This window comes from Amycolatopsis sp. WQ 127309 (assembly GCF_023023025.1).
Classification (GTDB): Bacteria; Actinomycetota; Actinomycetes; order Mycobacteriales; family Pseudonocardiaceae; genus Amycolatopsis.
In genome coordinates, this window is sequence record NZ_CP095481.1 from 10,869,849 (window position 1) to 10,892,215 (window position 22,367).

General features: G+C 73.5%; 17 protein-coding genes. 3 read left to right on the forward strand and 14 right to left on the reverse strand.

Annotated elements, in window-relative coordinates:
* Positions 1-8: 8 nt before the first annotated feature.
* Positions 9-398, forward strand: a complete 390-nt coding sequence (locus tag MUY22_RS48285) for a PPOX class F420-dependent oxidoreductase (protein ID WP_247055200.1) — start codon at positions 9-11, stop codon at positions 396-398.
* A 21-nt stretch (positions 399-419) separates the two neighbouring features.
* Here MUY22_RS48285 and MUY22_RS48290 read toward each other — a convergent pair whose 3' ends face one another.
* Together MUY22_RS48290 and MUY22_RS48295 are read right to left on the reverse strand one after the other, a co-directional pair.
* Positions 420-962 carry a dihydrofolate reductase family protein gene (locus tag MUY22_RS48290; protein WP_247055202.1) on the reverse strand — a complete coding sequence of 181 codons (543 nt, stop codon included), beginning with the start codon at positions 960-962 and terminating at the stop codon, positions 420-422.
* A 70-nt stretch (positions 963-1,032) separates the two neighbouring features.
* Positions 1,033-3,888 carry an AfsR/SARP family transcriptional regulator gene (locus tag MUY22_RS48295; RefSeq protein ID WP_247055205.1) on the reverse strand — a complete coding sequence of 952 codons (2,856 nt, stop codon included), beginning with the start codon at positions 3,886-3,888 and terminating at the stop codon, positions 1,033-1,035.
* A gap of 95 nt (positions 3,889-3,983) precedes the next feature.
* Here MUY22_RS48295 and MUY22_RS48300 point away from each other — a divergent pair, with 95 nt between their 5' ends.
* Positions 3,984-4,448, forward strand: coding sequence for an SRPBCC domain-containing protein (locus tag MUY22_RS48300; RefSeq protein WP_247055207.1), 465 nt, complete (start codon positions 3,984-3,986; stop codon positions 4,446-4,448).
* 8 nt (positions 4,449-4,456) lie between these two features.
* Here MUY22_RS48300 and MUY22_RS48305 read toward each other — a convergent pair whose 3' ends face one another.
* The 6 genes from MUY22_RS48305 to MUY22_RS48330 form a co-directional block, all read right to left on the reverse strand.
* Complete coding sequence (locus tag MUY22_RS48305) at positions 4,457-5,932, reverse strand: class I adenylate-forming enzyme family protein (RefSeq protein ID WP_247055209.1); 1,476 nt, start codon at positions 5,930-5,932, stop codon at positions 4,457-4,459.
* Positions 5,933-5,982: 50 nt separating this feature from the next.
* Positions 5,983-7,092 carry a glutamate 5-kinase gene (gene proB, locus MUY22_RS48310; protein ID WP_247055212.1) on the reverse strand — a complete coding sequence of 370 codons (1,110 nt, stop codon included), beginning with the start codon at positions 7,090-7,092 and terminating at the stop codon, positions 5,983-5,985.
* The gene (obgE, locus tag MUY22_RS48315; protein WP_247055215.1) at positions 7,089-8,549 is read right to left on the reverse strand and encodes a GTPase ObgE; all 1,461 of its coding nucleotides are present in this window, start codon (positions 8,547-8,549) and stop codon (positions 7,089-7,091) included. Before obgE ends, proB begins: the two co-directional genes overlap by 4 nt.
* A gap of 107 nt (positions 8,550-8,656) precedes the next feature.
* Positions 8,657-8,917, reverse strand: coding sequence for a 50S ribosomal protein L27 (rpmA, locus tag MUY22_RS48320; protein WP_155545674.1), 261 nt, complete (start codon positions 8,915-8,917; stop codon positions 8,657-8,659).
* Between the two features lie 41 nt (positions 8,918-8,958).
* Positions 8,959-9,273 carry a 50S ribosomal protein L21 gene (rplU, locus tag MUY22_RS48325; protein WP_247064489.1) on the reverse strand — a complete coding sequence of 105 codons (315 nt, stop codon included), beginning with the start codon at positions 9,271-9,273 and terminating at the stop codon, positions 8,959-8,961.
* A 163-nt stretch (positions 9,274-9,436) separates the two neighbouring features.
* The gene (locus MUY22_RS48330; RefSeq protein WP_247055217.1) at positions 9,437-12,517 is read right to left on the reverse strand and encodes a translation initiation factor IF-2 N-terminal domain-containing protein; all 3,081 of its coding nucleotides are present in this window, start codon (positions 12,515-12,517) and stop codon (positions 9,437-9,439) included.
* Positions 12,518-13,054: 537 nt separating this feature from the next.
* Between MUY22_RS48330 and MUY22_RS48335 the strand changes: the two genes are divergently transcribed.
* Positions 13,055-14,485: a S8 family serine peptidase gene (locus MUY22_RS48335; RefSeq protein ID WP_247055219.1), complete on the forward strand. Its 1,431-nt coding sequence runs from the start codon at positions 13,055-13,057 to the stop codon at positions 14,483-14,485.
* A 26-nt stretch (positions 14,486-14,511) separates the two neighbouring features.
* On the opposite strand, the gene MUY22_RS48340 is transcribed toward MUY22_RS48335, so the two are convergent.
* From MUY22_RS48340 to ndk, 6 genes are all read right to left on the reverse strand, one after another.
* On the reverse strand, positions 14,512-15,342 hold the full coding sequence (locus tag MUY22_RS48340; protein ID WP_247055221.1) for an ABC transporter permease: 831 nt from the start codon (positions 15,340-15,342) through the stop codon (positions 14,512-14,514).
* A complete protein-coding gene (locus MUY22_RS48345) occupies positions 15,342-16,148 on the reverse strand; it encodes an ABC transporter permease (RefSeq protein WP_247055223.1) in 807 nt (268 codons plus the stop codon). Before MUY22_RS48345 ends, MUY22_RS48340 begins: the two co-directional genes overlap by 1 nt.
* Before the next feature lie 496 nt (positions 16,149-16,644).
* Positions 16,645-17,589 carry an ABC transporter ATP-binding protein gene (locus tag MUY22_RS48350; RefSeq protein WP_247055226.1) on the reverse strand — a complete coding sequence of 315 codons (945 nt, stop codon included), beginning with the start codon at positions 17,587-17,589 and terminating at the stop codon, positions 16,645-16,647.
* A 42-nt stretch (positions 17,590-17,631) separates the two neighbouring features.
* On the reverse strand, positions 17,632-20,961 hold the full coding sequence (locus tag MUY22_RS48355) for a phosphodiester glycosidase family protein (protein WP_247064491.1): 3,330 nt from the start codon (positions 20,959-20,961) through the stop codon (positions 17,632-17,634).
* Positions 20,962-21,090: 129 nt separating this feature from the next.
* Positions 21,091-21,822 carry a maleylpyruvate isomerase family mycothiol-dependent enzyme gene (locus MUY22_RS48360; protein ID WP_247055228.1) on the reverse strand — a complete coding sequence of 244 codons (732 nt, stop codon included), beginning with the start codon at positions 21,820-21,822 and terminating at the stop codon, positions 21,091-21,093.
* Positions 21,823-21,871: 49 nt separating this feature from the next.
* A complete protein-coding gene (gene ndk / locus MUY22_RS48365) occupies positions 21,872-22,282 on the reverse strand; it encodes a nucleoside-diphosphate kinase (protein ID WP_247055230.1) in 411 nt (136 codons plus the stop codon).
* Positions 22,283-22,367: the final 85 nt, after the last annotated feature.

The window sequence follows — 22,367 nt, forward strand, 5'->3', positions numbered from 1 at the left end:
AGACCACTGTGGAACTGCCCGGCGACCTGCTCGCACTGCTGCGCGAGCCCAGCCTCTGCTTCCTGGCGACGTCGATGCCGGACGGCTCGCCGCAGCTCACCCAGACCTGGGTGGACACCGACGGCACGCACGTCCTGGTGAACACCGTGCTGGGCCACCAGAAGCAGCGCAACATCGAGCGTGACCCGCGGGTGGCGCTCAACGTCGCCGACCGCGAGCGGACGTCGCGCTACTACGCGATCCGCGGCCAGGTCGTCGGGATGACCGAAGACGGCGCGGTCGAGCACATCGAGAAGCTGGCGCAGCGGTACCTCGGCGGCCCGTACCCGTGGTGGGGCGGGCGCGACCAGACGCGGCTGCTGCTGACGATCAAGCCGGACCGGATCAGCGGGACGTAGGCGCCGGCAGCTCGTCGGCCGTCAGCTCCGGGGTTCGGACAGGATGAGGACCACCGTGCCGCTCGCGAACGTGCGGGTCTCGACCTTGCCGAACCGCCCGGTGACGCCTTCGCCGAAGAGCTGCTCGCCGGCGCCGCGCAGCACCGGGTGGATCCACAGGCGCAGCTCGTCGAGCAGCCCGTGCGTGACGAGCGTGCGGGCGACGGGACCGTAGCCGTACCCCAGGATGTCCGCGCCCGGTGCCTGCTTCAGCTCCCGCACGGCGTCGGGCAGGTCGCCGGTCAGCACGGTCGTGTTGTTCCACTCCGGCGAGGTCAGGGTGGTCGAGGCGACGTACTTGGCCATCTTGTTCATGGTGTCGCTGAACTCGTCGCCGCTGCGGGCCGGCCACGCTCCGGCGAAGCTGTGGTAGGTGGCCCGGCCCATCAGCAGGGCGTCGCTGGCGCGCAGCTGGTCGAGCGCGAACGCGCCGGCGGCCTCGTCGAAGTAGTCCAGGGACCACAGGTGCGGCTCGGAGACGACGCCGTCGAGGGTCACGTAGGTCGAGTTGACGATCTTGCGCATCGGAGTCTCCCGGGTTCGGTTGCTGGGCCCCGAGATTCGGCGGTGACGCTTCCGGTGGGCTATCGACGCGCTATCGGCCGCCGCTCGCGTGCTGCGCGACGTCGGCGAGGAGCAGCTCGGCCCGGCGAGCGTGCTCCGCAGCCGTCACGGCGTCCCCGGCCAGCTCGCCGAGCCGCCGGTGCGCCCGCGCCTGCAGGTGCCGGTCGCCGGTCACGCCGGCCACGGTGACCGCCTCGGTGAACCGGGCGGTGGCCGTGACGGCGTCGCCCGCCGCGACGGCGACGCGGCCCTGGCCGAACAACGCGTACCCGACGCCGATCCGGTCCCCCAGACCGGAAGCGATCTCCAGGACCCGGTCCACCGCCACCCCGGCGGCGGCCACGTGCCCGGCAGCCAATTCGACGTCGGCGCTGCGGTAGCGGATCTGTGCTTCGGTGCGCGACGCGCCCGCGTCCCGCGCGAGCCGCAGCGCCTCGGCCACCTGGCCGGCGGCGTCGCCGAGCGCGCAAGCGTCGAGGTCGAGGCGGGCGAGTCCGGACCGCGCGTGGGCTTCGCCGCTGCGGTCGCCGGCCGCGTGCAGCAGCGGCAACGCCTCGGTGGCGCAGGCCCGGGCCGCGGCGAGGTCGCCGTTCAGCCGCCGGACCGTGGCGAGCTGCCGGAGCGTCGCGCCGACGCCGTGGCCGATGCCGGCGGCGCGGAACCCGGCCAGCGCGGGTTCGAGGTACCGGGCCGCGTCGTCCGGACGGCCTTGGTGGACGAGCAGCGCGCCCAGCGAATAGCGGGCCGCGGCGGCACCGACCGGGTCGCCGGCGCGGTCCGCCGACGTGATCGCGAGCTGCGCGACCTCCCGCCAGTCGTCGAAGTAGCCGCGGATCTCGAACAGCGCCGCGGCCGTGACGGCCAGCTCCCAGCACAGGTCGTCCCACTCCGCGGCCGCCGCTTCCCGCACGGCCGCGACGAGCGCGAAGCGCTCTTCGTCGACCCACTGCAACGGCGCCCGGCGGACGGCGGCCGTCGCCGAGGCCGGTGGCTCCCGGCGGGGCGCGGTCCCGCGCAGGTCGAGGCGATCGCCGAACTCGGGGCGCTGGGCCTGCTCGGCGAGGCCGAGCCAGCCGGAGCCGAGGCGGCGCAGGGCGGCCGCGTGCTCGGCGACGCTGTCCTCGGCCGACGCGCGCTCGGTCGCGAAGACGCGCACGAGGTCGTGGAACCGCCAGCGCCGGGACAACGCCGAGGGCGGGGCGCCGTCGGCGATCAGGTTGGCTTCGAGCAGTTCGGCGAGCGCGTCTTCGGCCGTGACGTGCGGGAGGTCCAGCAGGGCGCCCGGCGCCCAGTGCGGCAGGTCGGGGTGCTGCGGGGTGGCCATCCGGCGGAACAGGGACCGGGCCGGCTCGCTCAAGCCGTGGTAGGACAACGCGATCGTCGACCGCAGCTGGACCCCGCGGAAGGACAGCTCGTCCAGCCGCCGTTTCTCGTCGGTCAGCCGGTCCAGCAGGTCGCCGAGCGCCCAGTGGTCGCGGGACGCGAGCTTCGCCCCGGCGATGCTCAGCGCGAGCGGCAGCCGGTCGCACGCGGCGACGAGCGCCTCGGCCGCCTCCGGTTCGGCGCGCAGCCGATCATCGCCGACGAACGTCGCGAGCAGCCGCAGCGCGACGTCCTCCTCGAGCACGTCGAGCTGGACGCCGGCCGCGCCGGGCAGGCCGGTGAGCCGCGCCCGTGACGTCGTGAGGACCGCGCAGCCGGCCGAGCCGGGCAGCAGCGGCAGGACGTCCGCCTCCCGCCGGACGCCGTCGAGCACGACGAGGACCCGCCGGTCGGCCAGCCGCGTGCGGTACAGCTCGGCGCGTTCGCGCGGATCGCGGGGCAGCAGCTCCTCGGCCATGCCCAGAGCGCGCAGGAAACTGCCGAGCACCCGCGCCGACCAGGTCGTGCTGTCCTCGGCCGAGTCGTCGTGCAGGTCGGCGTAGAGCTGGCCGTCCGGGAACTGCGCGGCGAGCTCGTGCGCGGCCCGCACCGCCAGCGCCGACTTGCCGACGCCGCCGGCGCCGGAGATCCCGACGACCCGGACCGCGAACGGCGTCTGCGGGTCGGCGGGTCCGCACAACCGCGCGCTGATGGCGCGCAACGCGGCGTCGCGGCCGGTGAAGTTGGTGGCGGGCGCGGGCAGCTGACGCGGGACGGGCGGCGCGACGACGTCCCGGACGGCCGGCCGCTCCCCGGCCAGGATCGCGGCCTGCAGGTCACGCAGCTCCGGGCCCGGTTCGACGCCGAGCTCGTCGACCAGGACGTCCCGCGCCCGCCGGAACGCGGTCAGCGCGTCGGCCCGGCGGCCGCCGCGGTGCAGCGCCCGCATCAGCAGCAGGTGCAGGTGCTCCCGCAGCGGGTGCTCGTCGACCAGGGCGGTGAGCTCGGGCAGGACGTCGTCGCCGCGCTCGAGCCGGGCCCGGACGCGCTGCTCGACCAGGTCCAGCCGGCGTTCCGCGAGCCGGGTGGCCGCGCGGGTCAGCGCATCGCTGTCCAGGCCGGCGAACGCGGGACCGCGCCACAACGCGAGCGCCGCTTCGCAGGCGTCGTCGTCCGTCCGGGCCCGCACGGCCAGTTCCGCGAACCGCGTCAGGTCGAGGTCTTCGGCGGCGACGTCGAGCCGGTAGCCCGGCGCGCGGGTGGTGATCGTCGCGAACCCGCCGGCGTCCCGCAGCCGGCGGCGCAGCGCGGACACGCAGATCTGGACCTGCGACCGGGCCGTCGCCGGCGGCTGCTCGCCCCAGAGCGCGTCGACCAGCCGGTCGGCCCCGACCTCGCGGTTGGCGTCGAGCGCGAGGACGGCGAGCACGACCGACTCGCGCGGGCTGCCCACGGGAGTGGCCGGGGACCCGAGCTCGGCGGGTCCGAGCAGGCGGAGTCGCGGCGGGGTGGCGGGCTCGGTCATCGTCACCAGTGTCGTCCATAGCGGATCGATAGCGGCCGGATGGGCCGCCCGGCGAAGGTGGCTCCAGTCACCGAAGAACCCGAGGAGTGGTCCGGATGTCCGAAGTAGAAGCAGTGGAAACGCCGCACGAGCTGGTGCTCACCGACACCTTCCCGGTGTCCCGCGACGAGGTGTGGGCGGCGTGGACCGACCCTGCGCGGTTCGCGGGCTGGTGGGTCGGCCCCGGCTTCCGCACCCACGACCTGGTCATGGAGGTCGAGCCGCGCGGCCGGTTCGCCGCGAAGCAGTCGTCCGAGGCCGGCGACTTCACCATGCCGTTCGCCGGGTTCTACGTCGATGTCGTCCCGGGTGAACGGCTGGTGCTCGGGCTCAGCGACGACCCGTCGCCGGACGAGCCGATGCGCACCGAGATGACCGTGACGCTGACGGACGTCGACGGCGGCACCCGTCAGGAGTTCCGGCAGACCGGCGTGGTGACCGACGAGCACTTCGCGGCCCTGGACGCCGGGACGCGGGTCTTCTTCGACCAGCTCGGCGCGCAGCTGGCCGGCCGGGGCTGAGCGCGGTCTCACAGCCCGGCCAGCTCGCGCCGCTTGATCTTCCCCGACGGTGTCGCGGGCAGCCGGTCGACGAACCGGACCAGCCGCGGCCGCTTGTACGGGGCGAGGTGCGGGGTCGTGAACGCGATCAGCTCGTCGGCCGTGGCGGTCTCGCCGGGGCGCAGGACGACGTACGCGCAGGCCAGCTCCCCCTTGACGGCGTCGGGCACCGGCCCGGCGGCGACCATCGCGACGGCCGGGTGCCCGGCGAGCACTCGCTCGATCTCGGCCGGGTAGACGTTGTAGCCGCCGGTGATGATCAGGTCCTTCTTGCGGTCGACGACGAACAGGTGGCCGGTGGGGTCGCGGTAGCCGAGGTCGCCGGTGCGCAGCCAGCCGTCCGCGTCGATCGTCTCGGCGGTGGCTTCGGGCTGGTCGTGGTACCCGAGCATCACGACCGGCCCGCGCACCAGCAGCTCGCCGCGGACGCCGTCCGGGACGTCGCGGGCCGGGTCGTCGAGGTCGGCGACGCGGATCTGCACGCCGGGGTAGGCGACGCCGATGGAGCCGAGGACCTCGGGCGCGTGCGGGCTGTGCGTGGTGGCGTGCCCGGACAGCTCGGTCATCCCCCAGACCTGCAGCAGCGGCGCGCCACTGCGCTCCTGCCAGGCCCGCATGGTCGTGACGGCGATCGTCTGGCCGCCGACCGTGCTGCGGGTCAGCGACGAGAGGTCCGCGCCCGCGAGGGCCGGGTCGGCGAGCAGCATCGCGTACATCGCGGGCACGCCTTCGAAGAGGGTCGCGCGGTGCTCTTCGATCGCGGCGAAGACGTCTCCGGGTGAGAACCGTTCGCGCAGCACCACGGTTCCGCCGGCGCAGAAGGTGCTGTGCACGGCGACGTTCCCGTAGACGTGCGGGAGCGGCAACGCGGTGACGACGACGTCGTCTTCGCGGCGGGCGTGCATCGTGGCGGTGAGCGCGCAGTTGACCAGGACGCCGTAGTGGCTCTGCACCGCGCCCTTCGGGTGGCCGGTGGTGCCGGAGGTGTAGGCGATGGTGCACGGACCGTCCACGTCGACCGGTTCCCGGGGTGCCGCATCGAGCAGGTCCGCGAACGGGACGGCGTCCGCGCCGTCGTCGAGGTCCACGACGAGCTCGACGCCGGTGACCCGCTCGCGCAGCGCGCTGGTCGTGATCACGGCCGCGGCCCGGCAGTCCTGGGTGACGTAACCGAGTTCTTCGGCGGTGAGCAGGGCGTTGGCCGGGTTGACGACCGCGCCGGCCCGCAGCGCACCGTGGTAGGCGGCCAGCCATTCCCAGCGGTTCGGCGCGTAGAGCGTCACGACGTCGCCCGGCGCGATGCCGCGGTCACGCAGACCGCCGGCCACGGCCGCCGCGGCCGCGTCCAGCTCGCGGTAGGTCAACGTGCGCGTCGCGGTGACGAGCGCGGTCCGGTCGGGGTGGCGCCGCGCGGCGGTGCGGAGGATGTCGGCGGGGCCGGTCATGCGCGGAGCCTAGGACGGGGCGTCCGGGACAGGTCCCCGATCAGCGGCTTTCAGCGGCGCAGCGGGACGAGGTCGTCGGCGTGGACGACCTCGCGTCGTTGCTCCGGCGGCAGTTCGGGGGTCGAGCGGCCGATCAGGTCCGGCAGCTCGGTCGCGTCGAACGCCACCACGCCGCGCGCCACCGCGCGATCGTTCGTGTCGACCAGGTCGACGACGTCGCCCGCCTGGAAGTCGCCCTCGACGCCGATGATCCCGGCCGCCAGCAGGGACCTGCGGCGGCGGACCACCGCCGTCACCGCGCCGTCGTCGATGCGGAGCTTGCCCGTGGTGTCCGCCGCGTAGCCCAGCCAGAAGCGGCGGGCCGACAGGCGGGTGTCCGCCGGGGCGAACGCCGTGCCCGGCGACGCCGTCGTCAGGGCCGGGGACGCCTCCGACGCCGCCGCGAGCAGGACCGGGATGCCCGCCCCCGCCGCGGTGCGGGCCGCGGCCAGTTTGGACACCATGCCGCCCGTGCCCAGCCCGGAGCTGGACATGCCGACCGAGATACCGTCCACATCGGACTCCGAGAGCACCTCGGTGAGCTTGCGGGTGGCGCCCTCGCGCGGGTCGCCGTCGTACAGACCGTCCACATCGGACAGCAGGATCAGGGCGTCGGCGCCGATCAGGTGCGCCACCAGGGCGGCGAGCCGGTCGTTGTCGCCGAACCGGATCTCCTCGGTGGCCACCGTGTCGTTCTCGTTGACCACCGGGACCGCGCCGAGCGCCAGCAGCCGCGAGAACGTCCGCTGCGCGTTGCGGTAGTGCGAACGGCGCACGACGTCGTCGGAGGTGAGCAGCACCTGCCCGACCGTCAGCGAGTACCGCCCGAACGACTCGGCGTAGGCGTGCGCCAAGGCGAGCTGCCCGACGCTCGCCGCCGCCTGCTGGGTGGCGAGGTCCTTCGGCCGCTTGCCGAGCGAAAGCGGCGCCAGGCCGGCGCCGATCGCACCGGAAGAGACCAGCACGATCTGCGTGTCCCGGGCGACCCGGTGCGCGATCGCGTCGACCAGCGCGTCGAGCCGGGCCGCGTCGAGGCCGCTGCCCGCGGTGGTCAGCGCCGAGGAACCGACCTTGACCACCAGCCGCCGGGCGGCGGCGATCGCCTCCCGCGTGCCGCTCACGCGTCCAGGTCCCCGTCGGCGCCTTCCGGCTCGTCCGGGCCGTCGCGCCGGATCCGGCGGGCTTCCTTGCGCTCGGACGCGCCGATCCGGTCGTGGTTCTCGAGCCGGACGTCGGTGCCGCGACCGGAAAGGTGCATCGCGACGCTCGGCGTCGACGGCTGCCACTCGAACTGGACGTCGCCGATCGTGACCGGGCTGCCCGGGCGCGCGCCGAGCTTCGCCAGCTTGTCCTCGACGCCGAGGCGGTTGAGGCGGTCGGCGAGGTAGCCGACGGCTTCGTCGTTGCCGAAGCTCGTCTGGCGGATCCACCGCTCCGGGCGCGAGCCCCGCACGATGAAGGCGCCCTCTTCCTCCGGATCGACGTCGACGGTGAACCCTTCGTCGTTGACGGCGAGGGGCCGCAGCACGATCGTCTCCGGCTCCAGCACCGGCTGCATCTCGCGGTACTCCTCGACCACCTTGGCGAGCGCGAAGGTCAGCTCACGCAGGCCCTTGCGCGACGCCGTGGAGATCTCGAACACCTGGAGACCGCGGGCTTCGAACTCCGGCCGGACGAACTCGGCGAGCTCGGCGGCTTCCGGGACGTCGATCTTGTTGAGGACGACCACACGCGGGCGCTCTTCGAGCTTCCCGCCGAGGCCCGGCGTGTACTTCGAGAGTTCCAGCTCCAGCGCGTCCACATCGGACACCGGGTCGCGGCCGGGCTCCAGCGTCGCGCAGTCGACGACGTGCACCAGCACCGCGCAGCGCTCGATGTGGCGCAGGAAGTCGAGCCCGAGGCCCTTGCCTTCGGACGCGCCGGGGATCAGGCCGGGGACGTCGGCCATCGTGAAGACGGTGTCGCCACCGGTGATCACGCCGAGGTTCGGCACGAGCGTGGTGAACGGGTAGTCGGCGATCTTCGGCTTGGCCGCGGACAGCACCGAGATCAGCGACGACTTGCCGGCGGACGGGAAGCCGAGCAGGCCGACGTCGGCGACCGAACGCAGCTCCAGCACGAGGTTGCGGGCTTCACCCGGCTCGCCCAGCAGCGCGAACCCGGGCGCCTTGCGCGCCTTCGACGACAGCGCGCGGTTGCCGAGGCCACCGCGGCCGCCCTGCGCCGCGACGAACGTGGTGCCCGGGCCGATCAGGTCGGCGACCATCTGGCCGTCCTCGGTGAACACGACGGTGCCGGACGGCACCTTCATCACCAGGGTCTCCCCCGCCGCGCCCGCGCGGTCGCCGCCCTGGCCCAGCTTGCCGCTGCCCGCCTTGGCGTGCGGGCGGAAGTGGAAGTCGAGCAGGGTGTGCACGTTCGGGTCGACGACCAGCAGGACGTCGCCGCCGTTGCCGCCGTTGCCGCCGTCCGGGCCGCCGAGGGGCTTGAACTTCTCGCGGTGCACCGAGGCGCAGCCGTTCCCACCGTCGCCGGCGGTCAGGTGGATCACCGCGCGGTCCACGAACCGGGACGCCATCACTTGCCTCTTTCATTCGCGAGCAGGGGATACACAAAACAAACGAGGGGTGGCGCCGGATATTCCGGCTCCACCCCTCGTTTGAGGTCTAGCGTCGAAGCCGAAACTCAGGCTTCTACGGGCACGACGATGTTGATCGTCTTGCGACCACGCTTCTCGCCGAACTGGACCGCACCGGCGGCCAGCGCGAACAGCGTGTCGTCGCCGCCACGGCCGACGTTCACGCCGGGGTGGAACTTGGTGCCCCGCTGGCGGATCAGGATCTCGCCGGCGTTGACTTCCTGGCCGCCGAAGCGCTTGACGCCGAGGCGCTGCGCGTTCGAGTCACGACCGTTGCGGGAGCTGGACGCACCCTTCTTGTGAGCCATAGCTCAGTCCTCTTTCAGTCTTGCGAAGATCCGGAAAGTCCTCAGATGGAGATGGCGGTGACCTCGACGCGGGTCAGCTTCTGCCGGTGACCCTGACGCTTGTGGTAGCCCGTCTTGTTCTTGAACTTGTGGATCCGGATCTTCGGACCCTTGGTCTGCTCGACGACCTTGCCGGTGACCGAGACCTTCGCCAGCGCGTCCACGTCCGTGGTGACATCGCCACCGTCTACGTACAACACGGCGGGGAGAATGTGCTCGGTGCCCGGCTCGCCCTCGAGCTTCTCGACCTCGACCACGTCGCCGACGGCAACCTTGTACTGCTTGCCGCCGGTCTTGACGATCGCGTACGCCGACACGGAAGTCTCCTGCATTACTCGACAATGGGTGGGGGCCCCGCGCGATCGGCCCGCCTCCGGGAAGGCGGTCCTGCTCTCACGCAGGCGGCCTACTCTGGTGGTAGGCCGTACTACAGGTTACGTGGGGTGCCCCGGTGCGTTACCACCGGGGTCCCCCTGGTGTTCAGTTAGCGCTCTGCTCCGAGGCTTTCACCGGCGGACCGGCCGGGCGTGACGCGGCCCGGCGCGGACGGCGCCGGGTGGAGCGCACGGCCGGTTCGGGCACGCTGACCTCGGGTTCGGCGACCGGCTCAGCGGCCTCCGAAGTCTCTGTGACGGGCTCTTCCGCCGGCTCGGGAGCCGACGAACGCTCGACGGCCGGCAGCTCCTCGAGCGGCGCCGGCGTCTCGTCCGCCTCGGTGGTCACCGGGACGTCCGCGACCTCGGTCGCCGGCTCCGGGGCCACCACGGCCTCGGCCGGCGTCTCGGTGGCCTGACCGGCCTCCGCCGTGTCGGTCACCTCCGGGACGGGCCCGTTGCCGTTGAGGGCACCGTGCTCGTGCGGCTGCTCCTTGGCGACCTTGGACGCGTTGGCCATCGCCGCCACCGCGGACGCGATCGACTCGCGCTTCTCCGGCGGCGGGACGGCGTGCACCTCGGCCTTGGCGGCCTCGGCCTGCTCCTTGGCGGCTTCCTCGCCCTTGCCACCACGGCCGCGCGACCGGCGGGAGCTCTTCTCCCCGCCACCGCCGCCACCGTTGCCGCCACCGCCACCGTTGCCGCCGTTGCCCCCGTTGCCGCTGGGAGAGTGGGCGGCGGTGCCGCCGGCCGTGCGCTGCGGCTCGGTCGAGACGACCACGCCGCGGCCCTTGCAGTGCTCGCACGGCGTCGAGAACGCCTCGAGCAGCCCGGTGCCGATCTTCTTGCGGGTCATCTGCACCAGGCCGAGCGAGGTGACCTCGGCCACCTGGTGGCGGGTGCGGTCGCGGCCGAGGCACTCGGTGAGGCGGCGCAGCACCAGCTCGCGGTTGGACTCGAGCACCATGTCGATGAAGTCGATCACGATGATGCCGCCGATGTCCCGCAGCCGCAGCTGGCGGACGATCTCCTCCGCCGACTCCAGGTTGTTGCGGGTCACCGTCTCCTCGAGGTTGCCGCCCGAGCCGGTGAACTTGCCGGTGTTGACGTCGATGACCGTCATCGCCTCGGTGCGGTCGATGACCAGGTACCCGCCCGAGGGCAGCCAGACCTTGCGGTCGAGGGCCTTGGTGATCTGCTCGTCGATCCGGTGGTCGGCGAAGGCGTCGCCGGTGCCGGTGTAGCGCTTGAGGCGCTCGCCCAGCTCCGGCGCGACGTGCCGGACGTAGTCGTCGATGGTGTCCCAGGACCGGTTGCCCTGGATCTCCAGCTTGGTGAAGTCCTCGGTGAAGAGGTCACGCACGACCTTGACCAGCAGGTCCGGCTCTTCGTAGAGCATGGTCGGCGCGCCGCCCTTGCGGCCGGAGCCGGCGTCGGCCTTCTCCTTGATGATGTCCCACTGGGCCTTCAGGCGGTCGACGTCGCGGCCGAGCTCCTCCTCGCCGATGCCCTCGGAGGCGGTGCGGATGATCACACCCGCGTCCTCCGGGACGATCCGCTTGAGGATGTCCTTGAGCCGGCGGCGCTCGTTCTCCGGCAGCTTGCGGGAGATGCCGGTGGCGCCGCCCGCGGGGACGTACACCAGGAAGCGACCGGGCAGCGAGATCTGCGTGGTCAGCCGGGCGCCCTTGTGCCCGACCGGGTCCTTGGTCACCTGGACGAGCACGGAGTCGCCGGTGGACAGCGCCTGCTCGATCTTGCGGGCCTTGCCCTCCAGACCGGCGGCGTCCCAGTCGACCTCACCGGCGTAGAGCACGGCGTTGCGGCCGCGGCCGATGTCGATGAACGCGGCCTCCATGCTCGGCAGCACGTTCTGGACGCGGCCGAGGTAGACGTTGCCGACGATCGAGCCGGAGCCCGACTGCGTCACGAAGTGCTCGACCAGCACGCCGTCCTCGAGCACGGCGATCTGCGTGGAGTCGCCCTTCTCGAGGACGACCATCGTGCGCTCGACCGCCTCGCGGCGGGCGAGGAACTCGGCCTCGGACAGGATCGGGGCGCGGCGGCGGCCGGCCTCGCGGCCGTCACGGCGGCGCTGGCGCTTGGCCTCGAGCCGGGTCGAGCCGCGGACGCTGCGCACCTCGTCGCGCGCCGCCGGGCGCTCGCGCTCGGCGCGTTCGGCCTGCTCGGCCTTGGCCTGGCGGACGTGGGTGACGGTGTTGGGCGGGTCGTCGGTGCCGGTGTCCCCGGCGTCGTCGCCGTCCGAGCCCTTGCGGCGGCGACGGCGGCGACGGCGCTTGCTGCCGCCTTCACCGTCACTGTCGCCGTCGTTGTCGGAGTCGTCGCCTTCGGGCTCCTCCGCGACGTCCGATTCGTCCTTCGCGGGCTTTTCGTCCGTGTTGCCGTTGCGGGAGCGGCGACGCGCGGGCGCCGGCTGCTCCTCTTCGGCCTGGGCGTCGTCGCCCTCGTTCTCGTCGCTGCCGTCGGCGCCCTTGCCCCGGCCGCGGCCGCGGCGGCCACGGCGGCGGCGACGGCGGCTGTTGGCGTCGTCACCGTCGTCGTCGGCGTCGATGGCCGGCGTGGTGTCCTCGGCCTCTTCTTCTTCGACGATCTCGGGCTCGGGCTGCTGGCGCTTCTGCTTCACCGGGGCGGGGGCCGGCGGCTCCGCGAACGGGTCGGCCGGCTTGCGCGCCGGCTTGGTCGCGGCGGGCTCCGGCGGCAGGAAGACCGGCGACGGCGCGGCGAACACCGGCAGGTGCGCGCGGCTCTTCTGCCGCGGGCGCGGCTTCTCGGTCTCGGCGGGTGCCGGCTCGGGTTCCGGCTTGCGCCGGGTCCGCCCGGTGGGCGCCACCTCGACGTCACCGCCCGAGGTGGGGGCCACCTCGACGTCGCCACCGGAAGCCGGCGCCGCTTCGACGTCACCACCGGAAGCCGGCGCGACCTCGACGTCGCCGCCGGAGAACGCCTCGGCGACCTTGAGGGCCACTTCCCGGGTCACGCTCGACTGCGCGCTGCGGACGCTTTCGCCCAGTTCGCCCAGCTTCGCGAGGACGTCCCGGCTGTGCGACTCGAGCAGCTTGGCCAGCGCGTGCACCCGGATCCGGGCGGGCAGGTCGGCCAGCGGGCCGGTCGTGGGTGTGGCGGGATTCCCGCCGGTGTGCTCGGCGGGTGTTTCCGCGTTCGACATGTGTCTCCTCCGCCCCCGGGCGCGTCTGCCGGTTCAACCCGGCAGGGACGCGGCCGCGCAGGGGCCCCTTTCTGTTCGTTCCGCCGTGGTGGTCACCAGCGGCGGGAATCCTTGCCCGACGACCGGGCGCCGCACCACCGACTCCCGATGGCGCGCAACCCGGTCAAAGGTCTGCTCGGCGGGTGCCTGCCCAAGCCTCGCGGCCCCCGGGCCGCCCGCCACGTCGTCCAGCCGCCCGGCCTGCGGGCGGCGACGCGCGTGGTGCTGGTTCATGCACTTCGCCGGGCCACAATGCCGCAGGCAGCACCTCTCACGTGCGCCCCGCGGCCCAGTGGCCACCCCGAGTATCCCACACCCGGTGACCGCACCGGTGTAGTCGGTACCTCACGCAGGCCGCCCGGGCGTGCCGCGGGGCACCGGCCGGGCGAACTTGGCTGCAGAGCTTGTCCGCCGGGCGCGGGGTGGCTAGCGTGCGGCTCGGGGTGGCCGGGCGCACGCGCGCCGGCACCCGCGTTCCGGCGTCCGGTGGGAGGTCAAGTGTCCCTGCTGGCGCGGCCGCTGCGGGCGGCCGTGTGCACCGTGCTGGTGCTTTCGGGATGCGTCACCGCCGGTCCGGCGGCGGCCGGCGAGCCGTCCTGCGCCCCCGGGCGGACCCTGCGTTACGTCGTCACCTTCGACCGCGGCACCACCGAGTCCGCCGCCCGCGCGCAGATTTCCGGCGCCTGTGGCGCCACGACCGTGTACTACCCGCAGATCGCCGTCGCCGTGGCCACGTCCGGCGATCCGGGGTTCGGGCCGCGGATCGGCCTCGACCGGACGTTCAGCGCCCAGGGCGAGCGGCTGGCCGCGCAGCGCGCGACCGACCCGGTCAGGCCCCAGCCCGCGCGGGCGGCGCTGGCCGCGACCGACCCGGCCCGGGTGCCCGGCACGGACCTGAGCTCCCGGCAGTGGGACATGCAGGCGATCAACGCGGGCTGGGCGCACCGGGTGTCCGAAGGCAGCCGCGACGTCGTGGTCGGCGTGCTCGACTCGGGGATCGACCCGGCCCACCCGGACCTGACCGCGGCGCTGGACCGCGACGACTCCGCCGGCTGCCTCACCGGCGCCCCCGACCAGGACCGGAGCGCGTGGGCGCCGACGACGTCGGTGCACGGCACGCACGTGGCCGGCATCATCGCGGCGGCCGACGACGGCCACGGCGTCACCGGCGTGGCGCCCGGCGTGCGCGTCGCCTCGGTGAAGGTGATCGACGACCGCGGGTACGCCGACCCCGAGGCCGCGGTGTGCGGGCTGATGTGGGCGGCGTCGCGGCACATGCAGCTGACGAACAGCAGCTACTTCGTCAACCCGTGGTCGCTGTCGTGCATCCGCGGCGATGACCGCGGCGTCGTGCACGAGGTGCTGGCCAGAGCGGTGGAGTACAGCACGTCGGCGGGCACGCTGAACGTCGCGGCGGCGACCAACGAGGCCGTCGGCCTGACGCCGTCCGCTCGGTCGGGCGCGCCCGGCGCGGGCACCGGGTGCGAGGCCCTGCCGGCCGGGCTGCGGGACGTCGTCGCGGTGTCGGCGGTGGGGGCGGACCGGGTGAAGGCGGGCTACAGCTCGTACGGGCTGGGCGTGATCGACGTCACCGCGCCCGGCGGCGAGACGGGCCGGTGCGTGCTCTCGACGGTCCCGGGCGGGTACGCGCCGCTGTGCGGGACGTCGATGGCGGCGCCGCACGTCGCCGGGGTGCTCGCGCTGCTGGCGTCCCAGCACCCGGGCGCCGGGCCGCGCCAGCTGCGGCGGTCGCTGGACGAGCAGGCGACGCCGATGGCGTGCCCGGCCGACTACGACCTGACCGGCGACGGGATCCAGGACGCGTACTGCGCGGGGTACGAGGGGTTCAACGGCTTCTACGGCCACGGCATGGTGGACGCGATGGCGGCGGTGGCGCCGCGGACCGGGCGGCCGGACCCGGCCCGCTGAGCCGCGTCACGTCACGTCACGTCACGTCACGTCAGCAGGAGTTTCGCGATGCGGCGGGTCGAGGCCCACAGGCCCACGCCGCCGAGGACCAGCAGGTAGGCGAGGTTGCCCAGCATGCCGGGCGACAGGATGTCCGTCGCGAGGCCGCGCATCAGCTCGATCGCGTGGTAGAGCGGGAAGCAGCGGACCACCCACTGCACCGGCTCCGGGTACACCGACAGCGGGAAGAACGTCGTCGAGAACAGGAACATCGGGGTCAGCACCAGCTGGATGTAGTCGAACTGGGCCGTCGACTTCACGAACGTCACCAGCGCCATGCCGACCGCCGAGAAGGCCAGGCCCACCAGCAGCGCCGCCGGGACCATCAGCAGCGCCCACCACGACGTCAGCAGGCCCATCGCCGCCGCGATGCCGAGGAACGCCACCGCGTAGAAGCCGCCGCGCAGGACCGCCCAGCCGATCTCGCCGAGCGCGACGTCCAGCGGGCCGATCGGGGTGGCCAGCATCGCGTCGTACAGCTTCGCGTAGCGCAGCTTGAAGAACAGGTTGTACGTCGACTCGAAGACGGCGCCGTTCATCGCCGACATCGCCAGCAGCGCCGGGGCGACGAAGGCGACGTAGCTCATCGGGCGCCCGTCCGGGCCCGCGACCTCGGTGACCAGCTTGCCGAAGCCCAGCTGGAACGCCATCAGGTAGAGGAACGGCTCGATCGCGCCGGACAGGAAGATCAGCCAGCTGTTCCGGTAGACCATGGCCGCGCGCTCGATCAGCGCGCTCGCCCGGCCGGCGTAGAGCCCGGGCGGGAGGATCCGCAGCAGCAGCCCGCCGCGGGCCGGTGGGGCCTGGACGCTCACCATCAGACCACCAGCCTCTTGTAGAAGGCCCGGTGCGCGAGCGCCCACCCGGCCGCGAACAACGCCGCGAGCACGGCGAAGTGGCCGAGCATCGCCCAGCCGCCGACCCCGCCGACGCTCACGCCGCGGGCCAGCTGGGTGCCGTGCCACAGCGGGGAGATCCAGGCCAGCCAGCGGATCGCGGCGGGCAGCTGGGCGATCGGGAAGAACGTGCCGCTGAACAACGTCATCGGCATGACGACGAACCGGAAGATCAGCCCGAAGCGCTGGCCCTCGTCGTGGGTGCTCGCCGCCAGCGCGGCCATCGGCGTGGTGCAGGCGAGCCCGGTGACGGTGCCGGCCAGGATCACCAGCAGGACGCCGGGGCCGGTCCAGGAGCCGAAGAACAACGCGACGAACGCGTAGATCGCGCCGGCCAGGGTCAGCCGCAGCGCCGACCAGATCAGGTGACCGCCGAACACCTGGCCGGGTGACACCGGCGTGGCGGTGACGGCCAGGTAGTCCTTCTGCCACTTGAACCCGGAGAGAACGGGGTAGCTCGACTCGCCGATCGCCTGCTGCGCCGCACCGGCCGCGAGCAGCGCGGGCGCGATGTACTGCAGGTAGGAGAGGCCGCCGGTGACCGTGCCGGGCCGCACCTGCGACCCGAAGCCGAGGCCCATCGCGGCGAGGAACAGCACCGGCTGCAGGCCGGTGGAGTACAAAGTGGACAGCCAGTGCCGGCGGTACCAGGTCCAGTGCCCTTCAACGCGCAGCCAGGCCCCGTGCCAGCGACCGACGACCCGGCCGGTGGATTCGACGGTGGTCATGGCCGGTCCTTCCGGCGGAGGTGCCCTTGCCGAGTGTCCCGGCGGGGGTGCGCGCGCGGAGTCTCCCGGCAGAGGCACGATCGCCCCGTCGCCCAACAAGAGTGCGCGCGCGGGCCGCGGGAGCTACTCCCCCGCGGGTCCCTCCGGCGATGGGCATCGGCCGGATCCCGGCGGAGCCGTGGCCGGGGTCGCCGGGCCAGGGCCAGGGTCGCGACCGAAACAGCCGCCTTGCCACCCCAAACGGCCAACTCGCCACCCGGAGCAGCCAACTCGCCGACCGGAGCGGCCAACTCGCCACCCGGAGCGGCAGGCTTGCCACCCGAAACTGCCGACTCACCGACCGGAGCAGCCGACTCGCCACCCCGAAGGGCCAACTCACCGGCCGGAACAGCCAACTCACCGACCGGATTGGCCAGCACAACGCCCGGAGTGGCCGACTCGCCGGGAGAACCGAGGGGCGCGGGACAGCGGTGTGCGCCAAGGGAACCCGAGTCCATCAGTCCACCAGCGTCCGGCCGGTCAGCCTGAGGAACACGTCCTCCAGGGAACTGCGGCGCACCAGGCTCGACAGCGGGCGGACGCCTCGGGCGTGGGTGCGTTCCAGGGCGTCCTCGCCGTCGTTGCTGTAGAGCAGGACCCGGTCCGGGAGCACCTCCACCCGCTCCGCCAGGCCCGCCACCTGCGCGGCCGCCGACTCCTGCTCCCCCGACGCGAACCGCAGCTCGACGACTTCGCGTGTCGAGTAGCGGCTGATCAGCTCGGCCGGTGAGCCTTCCGCGGCGATGCGGCCGTGGTCCATCACCACCAGCCTGTCGCACAGCTGCTCCGCCTCGTCCATGTAGTGCGTGGTCACGATCAGCGTGGTGCCCTGGGCCTTGAGCCGGAATAAGCGGTCCCACAGCAGGTGCCGGGCCTGCGGGTCGAGGCCTGTCGTCGGTTCGTCGAGCAGCAGCAGTTCGGGGTCGTTGACCAGCGACCGCGCGATCGTCAGACGCCGTTTCATGCCGCCCGACAGCGGGTCCACCCTGTCATCGGCCCGGTCCGTCAGCTGGGCGAACTCCAGCAGCTCTTCGGCCTTGCGGCGAGCCACCGCCCGCGACAGCCCGAAGTACCGGGCGTACACGATCAGGTTCTCCCGGACGGTCAGCTCGACGTCCAGGTTGTCCAGCTGCGGCACGACGCCGAGGCGCGCGCGGATCCGCGGGCCGGCCGCGTCCGGGTCCAGGCCGAGCACCCGCAGGTCGCCGTCGGTCCGCGGTGACACGCACGCGATCATCCGCATGGTCGACGACTTCCCGGCGCCGTTGGGGCCGAGGAAGCCGAACGCCTCCCCGCGCCGCACCTCGACGTCGATCCCGCGCACGGCTTCGAACTCGCCGAACCGCTTCACCAGTGCCTTGGCCTGCACCAGCGCCGGCTCTCGCTCCTCCGTTTGGTCCACATCCCGAACCCTAGGACCCGCCACCGACAAAAACCGAACGGTTTAGCCGCGAACGGTCGACACCAGCGTTTTCGTCACCCCGTTGACCGTCACCGACAGCCGCGCGACGCCCGGGCGCAACGCCGTCAGCACCCCGGTCGACGGGTCGAACGACGCGACGTCCCACGGCGCGGGCGGCCAGCCGGAGGAGGCGATGTGTGTGCCCCACGCGCCGGTCCAGTCCGCGCTGACCGGGTACGACACCGGGACGTCGCGGGTGCCTTGGCGCAGCGTCGCGCGGACGTCGGCGTGGGCACCCCGGGACAGCTCGGCCGGACCCGTGAGGGTCAGCGAGTCGACGTTCGGGCGCGTCTCGAACCGCACCGGCTGGGCGCGGTCGGCCGGGTCGACGCGCAGCAGCGTCCAGCCGACGAACCCGCCGTCGCCCGGTGCGGCGGCGGGTGCCTTGCCGGAGTTGCCGTTGACCAGGTACGGCACACCGTCCACACGGGACAGTGAGAACACGCCGGCGTGCGAGGCGACGGCGGCCGCGGGCTTGCCGGACGTCTGCTCGAAACCGGTGAGCCAGCCGGTCAGCAGCGCGGCTTCCTTCGGGTCCGCGAGCTGGGAGTTCCCGGTCGGGCTCGGGTCCTTCACCGGGTGGTGCATCGCGACGACGACCCCGCGCACGTTCCGGTCGGCGGCCGCCGAGTCGAGGGCCGAGCGCAGCATCCGCACCTGGTCGAACCCGCCGGCCCGCAGCGAACCGCGCGAGGAGTCCAGCAGCACCAGCCGGATCCCGCGCAGGTCGACGACGCGGTGGGTGTCCCCGAAGACGGCCTGGAAGTCGGCGAGGCCGTTGCCGCCTTCGGCTTCGTGGTTGCCCGGCACGTAGTACCAGGGCGCCTTGCCGTCCAGCTCCTCGGAAATCACCTGCCGCGCCAGCGTGAAGTCGGGCGGGGTGCCGCGGTCGACGAAGTCGCCGTTGAGCAGCACCAGGTCCGGCTTCGCCGCGACGGCCTCGCGCAGCGCCCGCCGCGCTTGGGCGACCAGCGGGCCCGTGGGGTCGTCGGCGGTGAACTGCGCGTCGCTGACGACCGCGACGCGCAGGCCGCCGGCGAGCGTGCCGTCGGTGACCAGTGCCGGGTCGTGCGGCGCCGGGTCCGCGGGCACCGTCGCCGACGGCGCCACCTCGAACGTCAGGTCGTCGAACACCAGGTGACCTTCGTACTGCTGGTCCGGCACGTTTTCGACGGCGTAGAACCGCGCCAGCCGCTGCCCCGCGGGCAGCCCGGCCGGCACCGCGGCGGTGACGTAGCGCCAGCCCGTCCAGTCCACGCTCAGTGATAAGTCCACAATGGACGCGACGTTCGCGGCGTCACGCAGTTCGGCCCGCAGCCAGGCGCCCTTGCCGTCACCGTTGACCCACAGGCCGATCTTCTGCGTGCCCGTCGGTACCGGCAGCGACGCCGAAGGCGTGACGTACGCGGCACGCGTCGCGGTCGTGCCGGTCAGCCGGTAGTCCAGCGCGAGCCCGGCGCCGCCGTCCCGCCCCGGCGCCGCGGACAGCGCCGCGCCGACGACCGCCGGGAACACTGTCGCGGTCCAGCCCGCCGGGCCGTCCAGCGGCGCCGCGACCTGCGCGACCGTGCCCACGGACGCGGCCAGGTGGGTGGTCAGGCCGGCGGCCGTCGCGGTGATCGCGGACGCGCCGGACGCCGTCAGCGCCGTCACCGAGAACCCGTCGCCCGCCGGGGTCACGCGCACGACCGAGTGGTCGTAATCGAGCTTGACGTCGTCGGGTTCCACCCAGGTGCCGTAGCCGTCGGCGTCGTAGCCGTACACCTTGAACGTGCTGGTCGCGCCGGTCGCCGACAGCGCGACCTGCTCGGTGCTGGTGCCGAGCCGGACCGGCTTGCCCAGCACCGAAAGCGCCGTCTTCCCGGCCGCCCGGCCGGACTTCGCGACGACGTCGACCCCGCCGGGACCGTGGCCGGTGACGACCCCGTGCGTCACCGAGGCCCGCCGGGGGTCGGACGTCGTCCAGCGCGGGTCGGCGGCGACCGCGGCGCCGGTCTCGTCGTGGCCGTCGGCGACCAGGTGCCGGGTCAGGCCGGTCAGGACGCGGGTCGCGTCGGCCGTCGCCACCGCGGGCGCCGGCGCGAACGCCGTCAGCCGGCCGCTGCCGGGCACCGTGCCGAAGCCGATCCCGTTGGGCACCAGGCGTTCCCCGCCGTCGGACGGCGCGTTGCGGATGCTCGGCGCGGCCTCGCCTTCGGTGCGCGCGAGCAGCGTCGACGAGCCGCCGCCGTCGAGGTTGATCGCGTCGTCGGCGCCGAGGCTCTTCATGTGCCGCGCCAGTTCCAGCTCGGTCATGCCGCGGCTGTCGGCCTGCCGTCCGTCCACAGTGACCAGCCACAGCTTCGTGCCGTCGGCGGAGAAGCCGACCGCGGTCCGCGGGTGCATCGCCACGTTGTCGACGGGCTGCACGACGCCGTCGCGCAGCAGGACTTCGTTGCCGCCCACCGCGACCGTGATCTTCCCGGCGTCGGAGCGCGGCGCGTACGTGACGCCGACCGCGTCACCCGGCTTCAGCGCGGCGAGCGCGTCCGCGCCGGCCTCACGGGCCAGCAGGACGGTCGTCCCGGCCGCGATCGGGCCGTCCGCCGGCGCGGTGCGCACCTGGGTGACGACGCCGTCGCGCAGCTCCACCTCGAGGACCCGCGCGGCGCCGGCCACCGACGTCGCGCGGCCGGAGCGGCCCCACAACGGCGTGTAGACGCCGATCGCGTCGCGGTCCAGGACCGGGCTGTTGAAGTTCGTGGCCTCAACGGCGCCGCCGGGCAGCGTTACCGTCGCTTCGAGGAAGACCGATGCGAGCCGGGCCTTGCCCTCGTCCGTGATCGCCGCGGTGAGGTTGTGGCCGGCCGCGGGCGCCGTCTGCAGCTGCCCTTGGTCGACGCCGACGCCGATCGGCGCGCCGGTGGCGTTGATGTCGAAGAAGTCGCCGTTCACGCCGGCGACCGCGCCGGTGCGCGCGACCTGCTGCGAGAGCGGTGTGCGCGCGGAAACGGTGCCCGGGCTGAGGTACGTCGGCCGGAGCACCTTGCTGCCCAGGTCGACGGCGAGGGTGTCGCCGCGGATCCAGCCCGCCGGGTCGTACCGGTCGAACTGGGTGAGGTCCAGGCCGGGCGCGACCTCGGTGGTCGCGCTGCCGGTGACGAGGCCGTCGTCGGGGTCCGCGGCGGCGAACGTCGCCGGGCCCTCGTGGGCCGACGACGCGGCGGGCGCGCCCTCGATCGGCGGCGTCCCCAGCGGCGCCGCGAGCGGGTCGGCGTGGGCCGGGACGACGAGACCGGACGTGAACAGCGCCAAGAGCGCGCCGGAGAGCATGAAGCGTGACTTCTTCACCGGGTACCCCAGTATCGAGTGAGAGTGAACCGGACCAGCACAGCGCAGCGGCACGGCCACGGGAAGGCTTCGCGGTGAACGCCGCCTGAATGGTCTAGAACAGCTGCGGCGTCAGGCCGTGAAAGGGGCCTGGAGGAACTGCTCGGCGGTCCCGGTGTCGCCGGTGAGACGCGGCGCGGGGGCGGTGCGCTTCCACAGGTGCAGCAGGAGGTCCTGCGCCGTCGCCTCGGCGGTCGCGGCGGGTTCGGTGGCCGGGCCGAGCGCGGGTGGCTCACCCGGGTGCAGCGTCCAGGCGTCGCCGGTGTCGGTGGTGCGCAGCGCGAGCGGCGCGGCCAGCGGCGGCGGGGCGTGCCAGCGCGAGACGCGCGGGAGCCAGGCGGTGAGGACCTCGTCGACGCCGTCCGCGGCGACGGCCGGGTCGAGCGTGACCGCGATGCCGGCCGCGGCGTGCGCGTCGGCCAGGTGGACGGCGGTTTCGTGGACCTGGCGGCGGAACCAGAAGGCCTTGACCTTCTCCGTGCCCGCGAAGTGCCAGCAACGGTCCTCGGGGGTGGCGGCCTCGAGCGCGTCCACCAGGCCTTGAGCGCTTTCGGCGTACCAGGACGCGAGGTCGGCGCTCGGGCCGTCGTCGAATCTCTGCCGTTGCGATTCCCCGCTGATGACGACGGAAGTGGCCCAGCGGTGCACGTTGCCCAGGTGCGTGCCGAGGTCGCGCAGCGTCCAGCCGCCGCAGTCCGGCACGGCCGCGGCGGGGTCGGCGGTGCGCAGGACTTCGGCGAACCCGTCGGTCAGCTCCCCCAGCACGGGGAGGTAGTCGCGGGCCGGGAACGGCATCGTCGTCATCGGGTCTCCGGGGCGGGCCGGGGCCACCCGGGGGTGGCCCCGGTGCCGATCACAGGTCGGGGAACCAGAGCTTCAGCTCGCGCTCGGCCGACTCCGCGGAGTCCGAGCCGTGCACCAGGTTGTACTGGGTCTCCAGCGCGAAGTCGCCGCGGATGGTGCCCGGGGTGGCCTTCTCGACCGGGTCGGTGCCGCCGGCCAGCTGGCGGAACGCCGGGATCGCGCGCGGGCCTTCGACGGCGAGCGCGACCAGCGGGCCCGACGTGATGAACTCCAGCAGCTCGCCGAAGAACGAACGCTCCTTGTGCTCGGCGTAGTGCTCCTCGGCCAGGGCCTGGGGGACGGTCCGCAGTTCGACGGCGACGAGCTTGAGGCCCTTGCGCTCGATCCGCGAGATGACCTCGCCGACGAGGCCGCGCGCGACGCCATCGGGCTTGACCAGGACCAGCGTGCGTTCAGTCACGACGGTGTTTCTCCTTGTTGCGGTTAAGTGTCGGTGCGCGGAGCCTAGCCGACGGTCTTCCGGCCCTTCGTAGTCGACGTCACAA

Bases quoted from the DNA above. Each gene is read 5' to 3' on its own strand.
- MUY22_RS48295 (WP_247055205.1), bottom strand. From the start codon at position 3,888: ATGACCGAGCCCGCCACCCCGCCGCGACTCCGCCTGCTCGGACCCGCC.
- MUY22_RS48300 (WP_247055207.1), top strand. From the start codon at position 3,984: ATGTCCGAAGTAGAAGCAGTGGAAACGCCGCACGAGCTGGTGCTCACC.
- rpmA (WP_155545674.1), bottom strand. From the start codon at position 8,917: ATGGCTCACAAGAAGGGTGCGTCCAGCTCCCGCAACGGTCGTGACTCG.
- MUY22_RS48360 (WP_247055228.1), bottom strand. From the start codon at position 21,822: ATGACGACGATGCCGTTCCCGGCCCGCGACTACCTCCCCGTGCTGGGG.
- obgE (WP_247055215.1), bottom strand. From the start codon at position 8,549: ATGGCGTCCCGGTTCGTGGACCGCGCGGTGATCCACCTGACCGCCGGC.
- MUY22_RS48305 (WP_247055209.1), bottom strand. From the start codon at position 5,932: ATGACCGGCCCCGCCGACATCCTCCGCACCGCCGCGCGGCGCCACCCC.
- MUY22_RS48355 (WP_247064491.1), bottom strand. From the start codon at position 20,961: ATGCTCTCCGGCGCGCTCTTGGCGCTGTTCACGTCCGGTCTCGTCGTC.
- MUY22_RS48345 (WP_247055223.1), bottom strand. From the start codon at position 16,148: ATGACCACCGTCGAATCCACCGGCCGGGTCGTCGGTCGCTGGCACGGG.
- MUY22_RS48330 (WP_247055217.1), bottom strand. From the start codon at position 12,517: ATGTCGAACGCGGAAACACCCGCCGAGCACACCGGCGGGAATCCCGCC.
- MUY22_RS48340 (WP_247055221.1), bottom strand. From the start codon at position 15,342: ATGGTGAGCGTCCAGGCCCCACCGGCCCGCGGCGGGCTGCTGCTGCGG.
- MUY22_RS48290 (WP_247055202.1), bottom strand. From the start codon at position 962: ATGCGCAAGATCGTCAACTCGACCTACGTGACCCTCGACGGCGTCGTC.